Here is a 15729-nt window from a genome sequence, read left to right on the forward strand (position 1 = left end):
TATCCATTGCCTCACTCCGCGGCTTATAAAAAACGTCAGATTATTTTAGTCCGGCGTTAATCTGTGCCATGTCTGGCACGGCTTGGCGTACAACCAAAACGACGGCGATAACTCTGGGTAAAATAGGACTGGCTGGAAAAACCGGCCTCCATCGCAATATCGACGATGCTCATTTCGCTATTGAGTAATAACTGATGAGCGAAGAGGATCCGCCGTTCACTGATCCAGGCGCGGGGAGAAACCCCATATATCGAGCCAAACAGCTCCTTGAAAGTGGTCAACCCCATGCCGAACTCTTTGGCGAATTCGCTGAGCTTCCACTCCATCAGATAGTGCTTTTCCATAAACTGTTGCAACCGCTCGACCTGGCGATTGCTCAGCTGACGCAAAATTGACATCAGTTGCGCCCCCTGTTCGCCAAAGGCGAGCAGAAACAGCAACTCTTCGGTGCGCAATTGGGCCAGTGCGGGGGGATGGTCATGTTCGGTCAACCCGCGCAGTCCCTGAATACATTGGGTCAGCAAAGGGGATGAGTGAAACGGCAGCAACGTTGGGGCCATCCCCTCCAGCCGGGCGACTTCACTCAACAGTGAACCGAAACGTTGCAAGAAACCTTGCAAAAAGGCGTTTGACAGGGGTAGCCAAAGCAGGCGACAGGGGCTGTCACCGGTACAGACCGCGTAGTTGCCACGGCGCACGAACAGGAGTTCGTTGGGAGACAGTTCATAGGTATCGGTACAGTCCTGCCAGGTCATCGATCCTTCCAGGAGAATATAGATTCCCTCTTGCGGATGTTCGATGACGTTAAAAGCAGACATGCACCACTGGAGCAGGGCCATATCGCCCTTCTCTGTGGTAGTAATGCCCTTCATATTTTGTTTTCCTGAATCTGCGTGTAGTGCCAGTAACACCTCAGCGGAGGCAGGCCTCTCTCGGGTGCTTTATTATTTGTCTTTTATTTTTGTATTTATTGTTTTTACGAATGAATCCATGACAATAACAACTTAAAATTAATCGTCATTGAAATGGACGTGAATCCTACAACAGTCGCAAACAGAAAAACCAGCCAAAAATTAGAGTGAACACACTATTTATTCATTACGATGGCTCATACTTTCAGCTGTATTTACAGCAAAAGATAGTTCGTTACAAAAAGAAACTTTCAATATTAATCATACACTTAACAACTAACTGATTTTGCTTATCTTTATATAAAAACGCCCACTACTGACATTGTGGATAACAAGATCTTGGTTGCAATTGAATAACCATTTTCTCGCCATTAAAAACCTTAAAAACTTTCTGCTGACGCATGGCCTGCACCGCTGCGCTATCAATAAATCGCAATCTGGCACGCACATAGATATTACCTTCCGCCAATTGCAGGGGGGTCAATCGCAAATCAAACTGCAAGGGCAACATGGTCACCTCATAGCGGGTGGCGGCCACTTGTAGCGGATGCCCTTCGATCACACTGAGCACCGCCACCTCGACCGTCGCCGGACGTGGCAACGCTTGCGGGGAATGCACCTCGCCCCTGAATTGCTGTAGCGATGGCTTCGACGCCGGGGTGGTAACACAACCGGCCAGCATGGCCAACAGCATCAGCGCCAGCAGACCTCTCATAACACCCGGATCCGCCGTTCGCTCAGCGGGGTGTGCTCACCCTGTTGCAGTCGCTGCAGCGCCAGCTCCTGCACCTGATTGAGGGTAATGGAGCGTCGCAGCAGTGCCGACAGGGGGATCTGGCTTGCCCTAGCTGACCCTGTGCTCATGGTTCTGCCGGCAAATGCACCCACCATGCCCGGCTCTGCCCCATGCAGGGCCAGGGCGCCTTGTGATTCCTGAATCTTCATGGTTATACCCGCACTCCCATCACCTGATCACTGCTGCCTGCCTCCCGAGTACCGGGTTGCAGCAACTCCTGCCAGAACTCGGCATGCTCCAGCATGCTGGCGAGACTCTCTTCAAGGTATGCCAGAGTCAACCGGCTTGCCGTCATCTGGCGATAGAGTTGCACCGTCAGGCTCTCTTCATCGAAACCGAAGTGAAGATTGAACTGATACCAGTGACGATTGAAGCTGGCCAGCTGACGAAAAATTCCCTCTCCGACCTGATGCAGCTCGGCCACGTCGGCCTGCAATACCAGCTGATCCCGCTCCGGTACCAGGATCAGGCTGAGTTGCAACTGCTCGTCAAAACAGAGCGCCGCAACCCCCTCCTGATTCAGGGTCAGGGCTGGCAAACCATATTTGGTGGCAAATTCAGTGAGCAGTCGATTGGTGATGACAGTTACATCCATGATTTCCTCCAGCAGAGAGGAGGAGATGTTAGCCTGCCACGGCAATGGGGGCTGTCACTCAAGGGCGCCACTTTTAAGAAAAATGGCCGGAAAAACAAAAAGGCGCCCGAACGGGCGCCTTGCATGGGATGGCGTTTACGCAACGCCGAATGCCGCTTTCCAGGCCTGATTCTGGCTCTGGGCGTACTGCTGCATCATTTGCAACACGTCTTTCATAAAGTTGACATTGAAGGACATATTGTCCTCAATCTTCTGCTTCTCGGCCTGGCTGATGCTCGCCTTGACTTCATCTTCCTTGGCATCTGCCTGACTCTTCCCTTGCGATACCTGCACTGCCGAGTTGCCCATTTGTCCTCCAGACTGGAGCACGGTATTGAAAACCTGCTGACGGCTGTTATTGGCCTCAAATTTCTTGTTCAGGGTCTGCAGGGCCGCCTTGTCGACCTTGATCCTGGCAGTCAAATCCTGCCCCGCATCTCCCATTTCAAGGCCCGCCGTCTTCTTGATATCAGCGACCTGCTTCAGCTCTTTCTGCCGGCCGGCGATATTGGCGTTAAGCGCCTTGTCCTGTTTGATCGCCTTGCCCGACTTGCTCAAGGAGAAGCCCCCCATGATGGCCGACACTCCCGCCATCACACCGGACACCACCGCCATGGCGATCATCAGCTTGGCGCCATGGCGCATCTCCTCGACCTGTGCTTTCTGATGGGTGATAACCAGCTTATTCTCGGTATCCCGCTGGACCAGACCCATTTCCCGAGCCTGCCGGGCCAGCTTGAATAGCAGTGACATCATATCCATCACGCTTTCCAGCTGCTCGAGCATCTGCGGTACCCCCTTGGTATCGAACGGGATGACCGGACGGGACAGCACGGGGAGGCCATTCCGGGCAGCCCCCGGCAGGCCAGTTGCACCACCCGCTTCATGGGCGGTTATCTGGTTGCCGGTCTGCCCCTCTCCGACTCTCGCCTCCGGCAACAGGGGGACATGGTTCACGCTATTGGTGTAGTTATTGTCAATCATGGTCGGTACTCCTTAGATAGCGGCGGGTCTGCGGGCCAGGTTGTTCATCATGTCGCCTTTGGCGTTGAGCATCTGGAAGATCATCTCCATGGTCTGCTGGAACGCCTCGATGATCTGGGCGATCGCCTCTTTGAGTTTGTCGATAACGCCCTGCAGCGCGGTCATCTCCTGACGGTTTTCCAGTAGCTCAGCCTGCTTGTCCAGTGACTTGGCCTGGTAGGCATTGTCGACCACCTTGGTCACCCCACTGCCCACATCGACGATCATATCCGCCGCCTGGGTACCCACCTTGGCGACTTTCGCAATGGTGCTCGCCGTGCTTCCCCCCAGCCTGGTCGAGATATCTGCGGCTTTCAGATAAGCCTTGGCGGAGTTCTGGATAAGCTTGAGGCCAATCTCACTCGTCCCCTTACCCGCCATCTTGAATCCCATTTTTACGCCCAGCTTGGCGAGCCCCTTGACGGCACCGGCCCCAAAAGTGACCACGGCTGAGGCCACCGCGAGAATCGCTTCGACCGCTGTCAATATTGGGCCCAGCTTATCCATCACCTCCTTGGAGATAAGGCCATCCGCGGCCGCCTGCTGCACCGCCATATTCACCACCCCGACCGTGCCGGCTGCAATCATGAGCGCACCTGCCGCAGCACCTACACCGGTAGCCACCATGATGGCGCCGATGATGATGGATGCAATCGCACTGATCCAGCCGAAGATCTTGCTGGCCAGACCGGACTTTTTGGCCTTCTGGGCACTCTCTTCCGCCTCTTTGAGCTTCTCCTGGTTCTCGCCGATCTTCTTCTCGTTCAGCTCACGGGCACGCTTGAGATCTGCCAGTTTCAACCTGGTCTGGGTCTTCTCCAGATCGCTGGTCAACTTGCCCAGCTCAATCTCGAAGGATTCGGGTGACGTAAAGGCTGCCGTCACCAGAGCGCTGGTACGCGGCAGGAGCAAGCTGGTGTTCTGCCTGACCGATGCCAGCAGCCGTTCAATGTCGGCCACCTGTTTCGCACCGGGCTGACCATTGCTCACGGCAAGAGGGGCATTCAAGGCCACGCCTGACTTGCGAAGTTGCCCGGTAATTTGCGCTGTTGCGGCATCGAGCCGTGTCTCACTGCGTGGGTGGGTAACGGGCGTCAGGCCCGCAACGTCACCGGTGTTTCCCAGCGGGGAAACGGGTCTTTCATTGCTGATCGGGTTCATCTTGCTGATCCCTTCTGAGTGCGATGGCTTCCAACATGACCTTGGCGCTTGCCGCCAGGTCGACCTGCGACGGATCTGTCTCCGCCAGCAGGTGGGCCGAGTGGAAGCCACTCTCGGCCCCGTTCAAATCACCTTGTTGCAGCCGGCATTCGGCGGCATGAAACGGGAAACGGGGGTCGTTCAGATCGAGCATGGCGCCAAAGCTGTAGCTCTGAACTGCCGTCTCGAATTCACCCATCGCCTGACGACAGGCCCCCAGCCCGAGGAAATAGCGCGGCTCGTAGTGATCCAGCATGCAGAGGGCCTGGAAGATCTTGTGGGCATCCTGCCACTTGCCGGCCTGATACTGGCCAAACGCCAGGGCATAGAGCTGCTCCAGGGTGTCGCCAGAGATATCCTGCAGCATGGCCAGGGTGCCGCCATCCGCCATAAAGGCCTCAAGCTCGGCTTCATATTCCGGAGTCAGGGTGGTGTCGGTCTGCATGATTTCTCCTTAAATTGCGCCAAGAATGTCGCGCATGATGCTGTCGTATTTCTGGATAAAGCGGTTGAGTGCCTCGATGGCGGCGTTGTAGCGCGAGCTGACGTCATTGAGACGGGTGGTCTTCTCGCTCACCTGATCATTGAGCGGACGGGCACGGTCACCCACACTGGTGGAGAAGTTGCCAAGCTTGTTGTTGTCCTTGTCATAGCTGTAGCTGGCTTCGATATTTTTCATCGCGCCGCTCTTCTTCTTGTCACTCTCAAGGAAATCCTTGACCGTGACCTTGCCATCCTTCTGCATCTCCTTGAGCAACTTGTACTCGGGCCCCTTTTGAAAATCGGCCACCGACCCGTAGCCATAGAGGGTGTGATCCATCAGGTTGAAATCGGTTTTGAAGGTCTGGTCGTTTTTGGCAGAGAGCACCTTGTTGATCTCGGACTGGATCACCCCGTAAATCTTCAACTCGGCCGTCATATCTTTCAGTTCGTCACTGAGCGCCTTGCGCTTGTTGTCCTGAAACGCCATCACTCCGGTAAAAACGGTGATGATGTCGTCATCGACGCGATCCATGGTCAACGCGCTGAGACCAAGCAACATAAATTCAGAGACGGTCCAGCTGGTGACCGGCGGGGTTTGTTTCCCGCCCCGCTCTATCATTCCCTTGATGGCGGTAATGGCGGCCTCCAGGCCAACCTGAAATTGCCCCTTAGGCCAGGCCCCGTTGACGCTGGCCGGATCCGTCAGATAGGCCGCCAGCAACTTCTCCAACTGCTCCTTGGTCAGCGGAGTCGGCTGATCAGCACTGATGGTGATCTTGCCCTCGAGCAGGGCCAGCAACTCGGCCAACTTGGGATTTTTATTGCCTGGCAACTTGTCGAGGGATTGACTATCGAGCCAACGCATAAACTCGGCCGGGTTGCTGTTGTAGTCAGGGATAGTGCTCATCACAACTCCTTAAATCATCAGTCCGCGCATCATGGCCGGGCGGCGGCTCTTGCGGGCCTCTCCCGACTGGGCAGGCTGTCGTGCCTGCCGGCGCTGGATCTCCGCCAACAGCTCCTGCTCGGCCACCGCCACCTGTTCGGTCGGGGCATCGAACAACAACTGACAGGTCTGATCCGAGAGGGCCAGTCCCGCCAGCATCTCCTGCAACAGGGCGTTGCGGTGGTCGCTGTCGGCGATGGCCTGCTCTGCCTGCGCGATGGTCTCGCTATGGTGGGCAAAACGCGGTTGTTTCATCTTGGCTCCTATTCTATGAGGCCCCTTTGGACATGCCTGTCACGCAAGGCCGTGCTTTTGTCGTTTTCGCATATCCCGCAGGGAACAGACTCGCTCGGCCGCCAGCATGAACCAGCCGGGCTCGGGTTCGCTGGCGCCGGTCCAACGCAGATAGAACTGGCCGAGCCGTTCGCCGCTTAAGCTGCTGCCGCGAAACACATCGACATTGCCGTAGAGAAAATGGCCCGGCCCGAGCACCGCCAGGGTGGCGTCGGCCAGCAGATAGAGGGCGGCAAAAGGATTGGCCAGTCCGGCCCGCTCGCCCTCACGGCGCACCAGCAGGATCCAGACCCGCCGGGTCGCAGGATCGACCCGCCAGGCGAGGTAGATATGGCGATAGCAAAAACCGTGACCGAGCTGGATAGGGGTATTACCCAGATGGTAGGGGGTTACATCGAGCCCCCTGGCCTGCAGCCAGGGGATCAGCGGATCCCCCCTCACAGGCAGACCCGTCCGAGCGGCTGGATATTGATCTGCTGGGTCAGCTCCTGATAGGAGAGCACCGGCAGGGCGTGATAATCCCCCTCAATGAGCTTGCGCACATAGCGGCGGATATCCATGGAGACGATGAGCACCGGCTTGTTCTGCATCTGGGCCAGATCCCCCACGGTATGGCGCACCTGATCGAGGAAGCTCTGGGTAATGGTGGGATCGAGCGCCAGATAGCTGCCGGCACTGGTCTGGCGAATGCCGCCACGGATCTGCTCCTCCACCTGCTGATCGAGCAGATAGGCGGGCAGTATGTTATTGCCGTTGGCGTACTTGTAGCAGATGTAGCGCTTGAGGCTGCTGCGGATGTACTCGGTGAGCTGCACCACATCCTTCTCCTTCTGGCCCCACTCCACCATGGCCTCGAGAATGGCGCGCATGTTGCGGATCGAGATATCTTCCCCCACCAGCCGCTGCAAAATTTCGGTCATCCGCTGCAGCGGAATGATGCGCTGTGCCTCCTTGACCAGCTCGCCATAGCTCCCCTCCATCTGCTCCAGCAGGTAGCGGGTCTCCTGAATGCCGATAAAGTCCTCGGCATACTCCCGCAGCACATGGGAGAGGTGCCAGGTCACCACCTGATCGGTGGTGAGGGTGGCCAGCCGCGATTTCTCCAGCCGCTCCTGATGTTCATTAGCGACCCACAAGGTCGGTTGCCCCGGCAGCAACGGCGCCCCCTCCTCGTAGGGGATCCCCAGCAGATCGAGCTGGGAGGCGTTCTCCTGCACCAGTTGATGGCCCGGTCGCAGCAAACCGCGGGCAACCGGCACCTCCTGCAGCTGGATCAGGTACTCGCCGGGCCCCATCCCCTCGTTGAAACGCAGGTGAATACCCGGGAAGGGCACCCCGAGATCGAGATAGAGGGCGCGGCGCACTCGCACCAGTTCGTCGTTGAGGGCGATCGCCTCCAGATCGGCCTGCAACGCGGCATCCACATCGATCAACAGCGGCACCGTCATGGCGAACTCCTCCTTCTCCCCCAGCTTGCCCCGCGGCTTGCTGCCCGGTTTTGGCTTGCTGCGGGCGGCGGGGGCTCCCGCCCCTTGCGCCAGCACGGCAGGAAGATCCTGACTGTTGCTGCTCTGCGCCTTGCGCTGACGCACCCCGATAAAGTAACCGCCCGCCGTGACGATGGCCGCCAGGGTAAAGAAGGTGATCATCGGGAAGCCCGGGATCAGCCCGAACAGCACCAGCAGCAGACCGCCGATCAACAGCGCCTTGGGCTGGGCCACCACCTGGGCGCCGATGTCGGTACCCAGATCGGAGGACTCTTCGGAAGAGACCCGGGTCACGATGATCCCCGCGGTGATGGCGATCAGCAGTGCCGGCACCTGGGAGACCATGCCATCCCCCACCGTCAGGATGGAGTAGAGCTGAAGCGCATCGGCGGCGGACAACCCCTTCTGGGTCACCCCGATGGTGACGCCGCCAAGGATGTTGACGAAGATGATGATGAGGCCCGCGATGGCGTCCCCCTTCACGAACTTCATGGCGCCATCCATGGAGCCGAACATCTGGCTCTCCTTCTCGATGACACCGCGCCGCTCCCGCGCCTCGTGCACATCGATCACCCCGGCACGCATGTCGCCGTCGATACTCATCTGCTTGCCGGGCATGGCATCAAGGGAGAAGCGGGCACTCACCTCGGCGACCCGCTCCGAGCCCTTGGTGATCACCAGAAACTGGACGATGGTGATGATGAGGAAGATGACGATCCCCACCACCAGATTGCCCCCCACCACGAAGTTACCGAAGGTGTAGACAATCTGCCCCGCGTCGGCCTGCAGCAGGATCATCCGGGTGGTACTCACCGACAGGGCGAGCCGGAACAGGGTGGTGATCAGCAGCACCGCCGGAAAGGCGGAAAACTGCAGCGGCGAGTTGATATAGACCGCCATCATCAGCAGCACCACCGAAATGGTCATGTTGATGGCGATCAGAATATCGAGGGCCACCGGCGGCAGCGGCAAGACCATCATAAAGACGATGGCCAGCAGCAGGATCGCCAGCATGATGTCCTTGCGCTCGCCTATCCGGCGCAGCAGCTCAAGGGAGCGTTGATTCATTCTGCTCTTCCAGTTCGAGGTATTGTTGATAGGCGAAACGGGCTTCATCCAGCCGACCCGCCAACTGGCAGGCCCGGCTGCGACAGAGCCAGAGCGGGCCGTCGGCCGCCCCTTGCTGCATCAGCTGATCGACATGGGCCAGCGCGGCCTCCCCCTCGCCCTGTTTGAGCAGGGCCACCAGCAGGGTTCGTCGCCCCCCCTGATGGTCGGGGTGGATCTGCAGCAGGGCGGTCAGCAGCACGCTCGCCTTGTCGGGGTGGCCATATTGCAGTTGCAGCCAGCCGGTGAGCAGCAGCGCATCCTGCTGCTGTGACGTAAGAGCCATGGTCATACCTTGTGCAGCAGATGAAGGGTCATCTGCATCAGTTGTTCATCGGCGTGCATCTGCTCGAGCAGCGTGGCGGCCGCTCGCAATTCGGGGCTCTGCCCCTCGGCCAGCACGCTGCGCAGCCCCTGCATCGCCTGATTGAAATCAACCGGTCGCAGCAAGTCGTGAAAGCCGCGATCCGGGGTGGCGAAATCGAGCAGCGCCCGATCCGCCAGCCGCTCGGGGTAGAGGCGGCTGATATGGGGTTCGATGGACTGGCCATCGGGCAGCAGGGCATAACGCCCCGGCAGGCTGCGCTCCTGATCGTCGAGGGAGATGGCGCTGAGCTGCTCGATCCCGATATGCGCCGCAGTGATCCGGCTCATCCCCTATCCCCCTTAAAACGGGTGGGTCTGTTGACGCCAGACGACTCGATAACCCAATGACGGGCAGCTGTGATCCGGCTCATGACGCCAGCACCTCTCGTTGCAGCCGGGTCAGGGTGGTCACTGCCTGATGGAGCTGGGGCAGGGTCACTGCACGCTCATCCAGAGTGACGAAGAGGATCAGCTGATCCTCCCCCAGCCAGCCGCTGCGCACCGGCAGCGCCGGGCCTTGCGCCGCGGCGGTCAAGGTCATGGCGCGGCAGATCGCCTCGCCACTCTGATGCCAGGGTACGGTGCGCGCCAACCAGAGGGTCAGTTGCCCCTGATGGCGTTCCAGTTGCAGGGTGCCGCTCTGCTCCAGTTCAAGCTGGATCAGCGAATGGGGGTTATCCCCGATGGTGATGCCCAGATCCTGGCAAAAGTGCACCAGCAGGGGTTCAATCCAGTTCATGACGACTCTCCAGACAACTCATCCTCTTCCCGCTCGATGGCGTTATCGAGCGCCCCCTGACAGCACTGCAGCAGGTTCTGGCGCTGCTCCTCTTCGCTGAACAGCTCCACCGGCAGCAGGCGGATCAGCCGCTTGAGCTCCTGATAAAGCAGCACCTGCTGGCGACAATCTGACAGCTCAAGCGCGACACCAACCTGCTCCACATCCCGAACGCTGGCCCAGCGTTTCTCCACCAGGGCGATCAGATCGCCCATCAGATCAGAAGGCCCGTATGCCATGGGCCGAGCCCTCCTTCACCCGTTGCCACAGCTCGTCCACTTGCGCCGAGAGGGTGTTGAGCAGCCGCAGCTTGTGCATGTCGCTCATCACCCGCTCCAGCTTGACCGGGTCGAGCCAGCGCTGCTGGCTGTCGAGATCGGCGCTCAGGGCCTTCATCATGAAACCGGTCACCTTCTCCAGCGCCCCGTTGCCAAAGCGGCTGTGAATATCGCGCCAGGCGGTAGAGAGGGCGCGGTAGTCCTGCACCGCATCGCGATAGAGATCCCGCAGATCCTGCTCGGCCCCCACGCCCGCTTTGGCCGCTTCGGCCACGGGGCCGGTAATGCGCGCCCCCAGCACGATGGCACTGCCCTGCTCGTCCGCCAGCTTGGCCAGCGCCTGCTCGACCAGCGCCAGGGTGCCCTGCATCTCCGGTCGTCCGGAGAGCGCCTTGCGCGCCTGACAGAGCGCCTCGAACTGCTCGCTCACCTCCCCCGAATAGCTCTCTAGGTAGGCCAGCAACTGGGAGAGGTTGGCCAGCCGACCGCTGCCGAGGTGGCTCACCATCTCCTTGATCTTCTGCTGGCGTTCCAGCTCCGGCACCTTGTCGAGGTAGTCCCCCACCAGCGCCTCGATCTCGCTGATGCGGGCGTGACTGTCGCTCAGCTTGCGCTTGGCGAGCGAGAGTTCGGATCGCTCGGAGAAGACGAAGGTGAGCTCTTCGGCGGCATCGGCCAGCGACTGGGCGGCACTGGCCAGCACGACCCGCTCTCCCTGAAATTGCCCACCCTGCAGGGGAGCCTGACGGGATGCAGCCTCTTCACCACGCAGCTCTGGCTGGGCGGCAGGGGCATAGGGGTTGCTCTGGATAATGGCCATGGAAACTCCCGTGACGAATGGATTGACGAGGATGGCATTATAAAAATCGCCCCCGCCTCCCTATGCCAAAATCGGCCGTGAATTTTTAGCCCGCCCCCAACGGTTTTCTAAAAAGTCCCGACTCGCGCTGAAATCCCCGCGGCCCCCCATCCCCTATAGTGGCCACCAGTTTCAATGGCGCAGATTGTTATGACCCTCTCCCTCGACCACATCCCCGGCCAGCTTCGGCATGCCATCGACGAGTGCCGCCTGATCCAGATCCGTGGCCGGGTCACCCAGGTGACTGGCACCCTGCTCAAGGCGGTCGTTCCGGGCGTGCGGATCGGCGAGCTGTGCCATCTGCGCAACCCCGACAACACCCTATCCCTGCAGGCAGAAGTGATCGGCTTTGCCCAGCATCAGGCGCTGCTCACCCCCCTCGGCGAGATGTTCGGCATCTCCTCCAACACCGAGGTGAGCCCGACCGGTGCCATGCATCAGGTCGGGGTCGGCGAACATCTGCTCGGTCAGGTGCTCGATGGCCTCGGCAACCCCTTTGGCGGCGGCCATCTGCCGGAGCCCGAGGCCTGGTATCCGGTCTATCGGGATGCTCCCGCCCCCATGAGCCGCAAGCGCATCGCCGAGCCCATTTCACTCGGCATTCGCGCCATCGATGGCCTGCTTACCTGCGGCGAAGGGCAACGGATGGGGATCTTCGCCGCCGCCGGTGGTGGCAAGAGCACCTTGCTGGCATCGCTTATTCGCAGCGCCGAGGTGGATGTCACCGTGCTGGCGCTGATCGGTGAACGGGGCCGTGAGGTGCGCGAATTTATCGAAGCGGATCTGGGAGAAGAGGGGCTCAAGAAGGCGGTGCTGGTAGTGGCCACCTCGGATCGCCCCGCCATGGAGCGAGCCAAGGCGGGCTTTGTCGCCACCTCCATCGCCGAGTATTTCCGCGATCAGGGCAAGCGGGTGCTGTTGCTGATGGATTCCGTTACCCGCTTTGCCCGTGCCCAGCGGGAGATTGGTCTCGCCGCTGGCGAGCCGCCCACCCGACGGGGCTATCCGCCGTCGGTGTTTGCCGCCCTGCCCCGTCTGATGGAGCGCGCCGGTCAGTCGGACAAGGGCTCCATCACCGCCCTCTACACCGTGCTGGTAGAGGGGGATGACATGACCGAACCGGTCGCCGACGAGACCCGCTCCATCCTCGATGGTCACATTATCCTGTCGCGCAAACTGGCGGCGGCCAACCACTACCCGGCCATCGACGTGCTGCGCTCCGCCAGCCGGGTGATGAACCAGATCATCGCGCCCGAGCATCAGGCTCAGGCCGGTCGGCTGCGCAGCTGGCTGGCGAAATATGAGGAGGTGGAGCTGTTGCTGCAGATCGGTGAATACCAGAAAGGGCAGGACAAGGTGGCCGACGAGGCAATCGCCCGTATCGAGGCAATTCGCCAGTGGCTGAAACAGGGCACTCATGAGCCGAGCTCACTCCCGGACGCCCTCGCCACTCTGGAGACACTGACCCGATGATTGGCCGCCTGCAACGGATCAAAGACCTGCGGCTGGATCGCGCCGAACAGCAACTCGCCACCCAACAGGCCCGGGTACAACTCGCCCGCGTTCGCCAACGCGAAGCGGAGCAGGAGAGTCTCGACTACCGCCAGTGGCGCCTGGCCGAAGAAGAGCGGCTATTCGCCCTCTGTCAGGCGGAGCAACTCGATCGCAAGGGGCTCAAAGCGTGGCAACAGCAGGTGGCACTGCTGCGGGAGAAAGAGGCGCAGCTGGAACAAACCGCCGCCGAGCAGGCCGAGCGGGTCGCCGAAGAGCGCATCCGTTTGCAGGAGCGCCAACAGGCAGTACACCGAGCTCGCCAGCAGCAACAGAAATTTGCCGAATTACACCGTCAGGAGCAGGCCTCACAGCAAGCCCTGCGTGACTACAACGAAGAGCAGGAACAGGAAGAGTTCCGCCAGCAGATCAGGATGTAACGAGTCATGAACCGAATCCTCCCGATACAGGGTGCAGCAACAGCCCGGGGAGATACCCGGATGGCTGAGGCCAATCGGTCGCAACAACAGCGTTTCGAGCAGGCGATGCAGCTTGATCCGGAGCAAAAGGCAACCGACAAGCACAGGGCGAATAGCCAGAGCCGGGAGCCGTTGCAGCAACAGCTGCTGCAGGCGCAACAACAGAAAAAAGAGTTGGCCGAGAAAGCCCGACAGCAGGCTCTTGCCGCCGCTCATGCAAGGTCAAAAAAACAGCAGCCCGCATCATCCATCCAAGAAGATCAATCCGGATCTTTCCTCACGGATGTGGCGGCCCGTGACAAGCAAGAAACCGAGCACCAAACAGATCAGCACTCGCAGGATATAGCGCGGGAGGCAAGCGCGCAGCGGGTCCCCCAAGCATGGTCGCAGCCGGAGCGAGAGGGTACACCGTCATCGGCGCAGGAAGAGCCTCCAACATGTTCCGATAAGGGCACGGATAACACGCTGATAGCAGGTGACACCTCTGGGTTGGATAGGGCACAAGTGACCGATGCATCCTTAGTCGATGCCCGTGAGCTCGCAGAGCAGCTCGCCGCTGACACCGACACCGACATCAATGAGATCACCCTGAGCGACGAGATGCCCGAGGCCAGCGGTCAACCGCTCCCTCTACCGGTGAAAACCCCCGGGGATCTACAGCTCTCCCGGCTTGTACCTGCCGAAAGTAATCGGGAGCTGGGTCAGCTGCTGGAGCGGCTGGCGGTGGATATCTATCAGGAGCTGGGCCGCCCGGAGCGTCCGCCGCTGCTGCGCCTGACGCTGCCGCAGCTGGGCGATCTCGCCATTCGCATCGCCCATCAGGGTGGCGAGCTGCAGATCGAGATCCTCGCCACGGCGCAAGGAGAGCTGCTGCTCAATCAGGGGCGCAGCGATCTGGTCGACCGCCTGCAGCGCCTCTATCCCGGCGAGCGGGTCGCCCTCGATCTCTTCGGCCAGCCCGACAGTGAACAGGGCTCGCGCCATAAACGATCCATCTACGAAGAGTGGGATGCCGACGCATGACACCGATTACCCTCAGCTCCGCCTCGCTGGCGGAGCTGACTTTGCAACAGACCCTGAGCCAGTACCGCCAGCACTTTGGCTGGAGCGGCGGCGAGCTGGCCCTCACCATCGGTTTGCCGCCAGTAACGCTCGATACCCGGCTGCAGCTGCAGTGGCAGGGGCTCTCTTTGCCGCTTTGGTGCCACGGCGCCGAGCTGGCTCACTGGCTGGCGCCCGACCTGCAGCAAGCGGCGCTCTTCAGCCTGCCCGAGCCGCTGCAACTGGCGCTGATCGAGCGGCTGGGACAGCCCCTCGGTGGCCTCACCTGCTCGGCACTGACCCGGCAAGAGAGTCGCGATAAGACCGATGAGACCGCCCTGCAACTGCTGTTGCAACGGGAGGGGGCCAGCCTCGCCCTCTGGCTGCCGCAGCCCAAGCCCCTGCTGAACAGATTGCCGCCACGGCCACAGCAGCAGCGGTTGCCGCTGCCCCTCACCCTCTCCCTGCAGTGGGGCGAGATGGGGCTGACCATGGATGAGCTCACCACTCTCGCTATTGGCGATGTGCTGCTGCCACCGCCCCATCCGCAGCTCGGCCAACAACTGCTGATCTGCGTGGAGGGTCGCCCCTTTGCCTACTGCCAACCCCATCAACAACATCTGGAACTGACTGCCATGCACAACGCTGAACCCGCTGACCCCTTCGGCCCGACCGAGCTGGAGCAACTGCCGATCCAGGTGAGCTTTGAAGTGGGCCGCCAGACGCTGGACTGGCACACCCTCACCAGCCTGCAACCGGGCGCCCTGATCGATCTTGGCACGCCCCTCGATGGCGAAGTGCGCATCATCAGCAACGGCCACTCGCTGGGTGTGGGCCGACTGGTGGAGATCCAGGGCCGCCTGGGTGTGCGGGTCGAGCGCCTCGGCAACGAGTCACAGTCATGATCCAGTTGCCGGACGAGCTAAACCTGATTGTCGGGCTGGCGCTGCTGGCCCTGCTGCCCTTTATCGCCGTGATGGCCACCTCCTTCGTCAAGCTGGCGGTGGTCTTCTCGCTGCTGCGCAACGCCCTCGGGGTGCAGCAGATCCCCCCCAACATGGCGATGTACGGGCTGGCAATCATTCTCAGCATCTATGTGATGGCACCGGTCGGCTTCGCGACCCAGGATTACCTGCGCCAGAACGAGGTGTCGCTGACCAAATCCGAATCGGTGGAGAAGTTCCTCGACGAGGGAATGGCCCCCTACCGCGAATTTTTGAAAAAGCAGATCAAGCCGCGGGAGCACGCCTTCTTTATCGACAGCACCAAGCAGCTCTGGCCAAGCAAATATGCCGACCGGCTGGAGCCAGACAGCCTGCTGATCCTGCTGCCCGCCTTTACCGTGAGCGAGCTGAGCCGCGCCTTCGAAATCGGGTTTCTGATCTATCTGCCCTTTATCGCCATCGATCTCATCATCTCCAATATCCTGCTGGCGATGGGGATGATGATGGTCTCTCCCATGACCATCTCGCTGCCCTTCAAGCTGCTGCTGTTTGTGCTGCTCGACGGCTGGGCCCGCCTGACCCACGGGCTGGTCATCAGTTACGGAGGCTAGC

Annotated in this window: 21 protein-coding genes and 1 pseudogene; 5 read left to right on the top strand and 17 right to left on the bottom strand. The window is 60.3% G+C overall.

The features are described 5' to 3' along the window. Positions 1 to 56 precede the first annotated feature (56 nt). From I6G90_RS09475 to aopN, 16 genes are all read right to left on the bottom strand, one after another. Positions 57 to 872, bottom strand: coding sequence for a helix-turn-helix transcriptional regulator (locus tag I6G90_RS09475; protein WP_058052905.1), 816 nt, complete (start codon positions 870 to 872; stop codon positions 57 to 59). Positions 873 to 1224: 352 nt separating this feature from the next. Beyond that, positions 1225 to 1626: a YscW family type III secretion system pilotin gene (locus I6G90_RS09480; protein WP_197930980.1), complete on the bottom strand. Its 402-nt coding sequence runs from the start codon at positions 1624 to 1626 to the stop codon at positions 1225 to 1227. Continuing rightward, complete coding sequence (locus I6G90_RS09485) at positions 1623 to 1856, bottom strand: T3SS regulon translocated regulator ExsE family protein (RefSeq protein WP_197930982.1); 234 nt, start codon at positions 1854 to 1856, stop codon at positions 1623 to 1625. Before I6G90_RS09485 ends, I6G90_RS09480 begins: the two co-directional genes overlap by 4 nt. A 2-nt stretch (positions 1857 to 1858) precedes the next feature. Beyond that, entirely contained in the window at positions 1859 to 2302 is a 444-nt protein-coding gene (locus I6G90_RS09490) for a type III secretion system chaperone (RefSeq protein ID WP_058052902.1), read from the bottom strand. Positions 2303 to 2437: 135 nt separating this feature from the next. After that, the gene (aopD, locus tag I6G90_RS09495; RefSeq protein WP_197930984.1) at positions 2438 to 3325 is read right to left on the bottom strand and encodes a type III secretion system translocon subunit AopD; all 888 of its coding nucleotides are present in this window, start codon (positions 3323 to 3325) and stop codon (positions 2438 to 2440) included. 12 nt (positions 3326 to 3337) lie between these two features. Further along, complete coding sequence (gene aopB, locus I6G90_RS09500) at positions 3338 to 4525, bottom strand: type III secretion system translocon subunit AopB (RefSeq protein ID WP_197930994.1); 1188 nt, start codon at positions 4523 to 4525, stop codon at positions 3338 to 3340. Beyond that, complete coding sequence (acrH, locus tag I6G90_RS09505) at positions 4506 to 5009, bottom strand: SycD/LcrH family type III secretion system chaperone AcrH (protein ID WP_182937914.1); 504 nt, start codon at positions 5007 to 5009, stop codon at positions 4506 to 4508. Before acrH ends, aopB begins: the two co-directional genes overlap by 20 nt. A gap of 9 nt (positions 5010 to 5018) precedes the next feature. After that, positions 5019 to 5954 carry a virulence-associated V antigen gene (locus I6G90_RS09510; protein ID WP_197930996.1) on the bottom strand — a complete coding sequence of 312 codons (936 nt, stop codon included), beginning with the start codon at positions 5952 to 5954 and terminating at the stop codon, positions 5019 to 5021. A gap of 9 nt (positions 5955 to 5963) precedes the next feature. Further along, a complete protein-coding gene (locus tag I6G90_RS09515) occupies positions 5964 to 6248 on the bottom strand; it encodes a type III secretion protein (RefSeq protein ID WP_058052897.1) in 285 nt (94 codons plus the stop codon). A gap of 39 nt (positions 6249 to 6287) precedes the next feature. Next, positions 6288 to 6728: an LcrR family type III secretion system chaperone gene (locus I6G90_RS09520; protein WP_139408270.1), complete on the bottom strand. Its 441-nt coding sequence runs from the start codon at positions 6726 to 6728 to the stop codon at positions 6288 to 6290. Beyond that, positions 6725 to 8890: a SctV family type III secretion system export apparatus subunit AscV gene (ascV, locus tag I6G90_RS09525; RefSeq protein WP_269475269.1), complete on the bottom strand. Its 2166-nt coding sequence runs from the start codon at positions 8888 to 8890 to the stop codon at positions 6725 to 6727. Before ascV ends, I6G90_RS09520 begins: the two co-directional genes overlap by 4 nt. Continuing rightward, entirely contained in the window at positions 8823 to 9173 is a 351-nt protein-coding gene (ascY, locus tag I6G90_RS09530; RefSeq protein WP_156140623.1) for a type III secretion system chaperone AscY, read from the bottom strand. Before ascY ends, ascV begins: the two co-directional genes overlap by 68 nt. Beyond that, positions 9170 to 9535, bottom strand: a complete 366-nt coding sequence (ascX, locus tag I6G90_RS09535) for a type III secretion system protein AscX (protein ID WP_197930999.1) — start codon at positions 9533 to 9535, stop codon at positions 9170 to 9172. The genes ascY and ascX overlap by 4 nt, the downstream gene beginning before the upstream one ends. 79 nt (positions 9536 to 9614) lie before the next feature. Continuing rightward, positions 9615 to 9986, bottom strand: coding sequence for a SycN family type III secretion system chaperone Acr2 (acr2, locus tag I6G90_RS09540; RefSeq protein ID WP_197931001.1), 372 nt, complete (start codon positions 9984 to 9986; stop codon positions 9615 to 9617). Next, positions 9983 to 10264 carry a type III secretion system gatekeeper subunit Acr1 gene (gene acr1 / locus I6G90_RS09545; RefSeq protein WP_005334576.1) on the bottom strand — a complete coding sequence of 94 codons (282 nt, stop codon included), beginning with the start codon at positions 10262 to 10264 and terminating at the stop codon, positions 9983 to 9985. Before acr1 ends, acr2 begins: the two co-directional genes overlap by 4 nt. Then, positions 10245 to 11123, bottom strand: a complete 879-nt coding sequence (gene aopN, locus I6G90_RS09550) for a SctW family type III secretion system gatekeeper subunit AopN (RefSeq protein WP_197931013.1) — start codon at positions 11121 to 11123, stop codon at positions 10245 to 10247. The genes acr1 and aopN overlap by 20 nt, the downstream gene beginning before the upstream one ends. A gap of 189 nt (positions 11124 to 11312) precedes the next feature. On the opposite strand from aopN, the gene ascN reads away from it, so the two are divergent. Continuing rightward, positions 11313 to 12635, top strand: coding sequence for a SctN family type III secretion system ATPase AscN (ascN, locus tag I6G90_RS09555; protein WP_197931189.1), 1323 nt, complete (start codon positions 11313 to 11315; stop codon positions 12633 to 12635). Further along, positions 12632 to 13093, top strand: a complete 462-nt coding sequence (gene ascO / locus I6G90_RS09560) for a type III secretion system central stalk protein AscO (RefSeq protein ID WP_184233145.1) — start codon at positions 12632 to 12634, stop codon at positions 13091 to 13093. The genes ascN and ascO overlap by 4 nt, the downstream gene beginning before the upstream one ends. Here ascO and I6G90_RS21390 read toward each other — a convergent pair. After that, the gene (locus tag I6G90_RS21390; protein WP_197931238.1) at positions 13022 to 13348 is read right to left on the bottom strand and encodes a hypothetical protein; all 327 of its coding nucleotides are present in this window, start codon (positions 13346 to 13348) and stop codon (positions 13022 to 13024) included. The two genes, ascO and I6G90_RS21390, sit on opposite strands and share 72 nt — an antisense overlap. 411 nt (positions 13349 to 13759) lie before the next feature. Here I6G90_RS21390 and I6G90_RS21395 point away from each other — a divergent pair. The 3 genes and pseudogenes from I6G90_RS21395 to ascR form a co-directional block, all read left to right on the top strand. Beyond that, positions 13760 to 14155, top strand: a pseudogene (locus tag I6G90_RS21395) (type III secretion system needle length determinant); the annotation flags it as partial. Beyond that, the gene (gene sctQ, locus I6G90_RS09575) at positions 14152 to 15078 is read left to right on the top strand and encodes a type III secretion system cytoplasmic ring protein SctQ (protein WP_197931015.1); all 927 of its coding nucleotides are present in this window, start codon (positions 14152 to 14154) and stop codon (positions 15076 to 15078) included. The pseudogene I6G90_RS21395 and the gene sctQ, both read left to right, overlap by 4 nt. Further along, positions 15075 to 15728 (top strand): SctR family type III secretion system export apparatus subunit AscR, encoded by a 654-nt coding sequence (gene ascR / locus I6G90_RS09580; RefSeq protein ID WP_182937920.1) that lies wholly within the window; start codon positions 15075 to 15077, stop codon positions 15726 to 15728. Before sctQ ends, ascR begins: the two co-directional genes overlap by 4 nt. Position 15729 lies beyond the last annotated feature (1 nt).

Origin of the sequence: Aeromonas allosaccharophila, from assembly GCF_016026615.1 — a bacterium.
Lineage (GTDB): Bacteria > Pseudomonadota > Gammaproteobacteria > Enterobacterales > Aeromonadaceae > Aeromonas > Aeromonas allosaccharophila.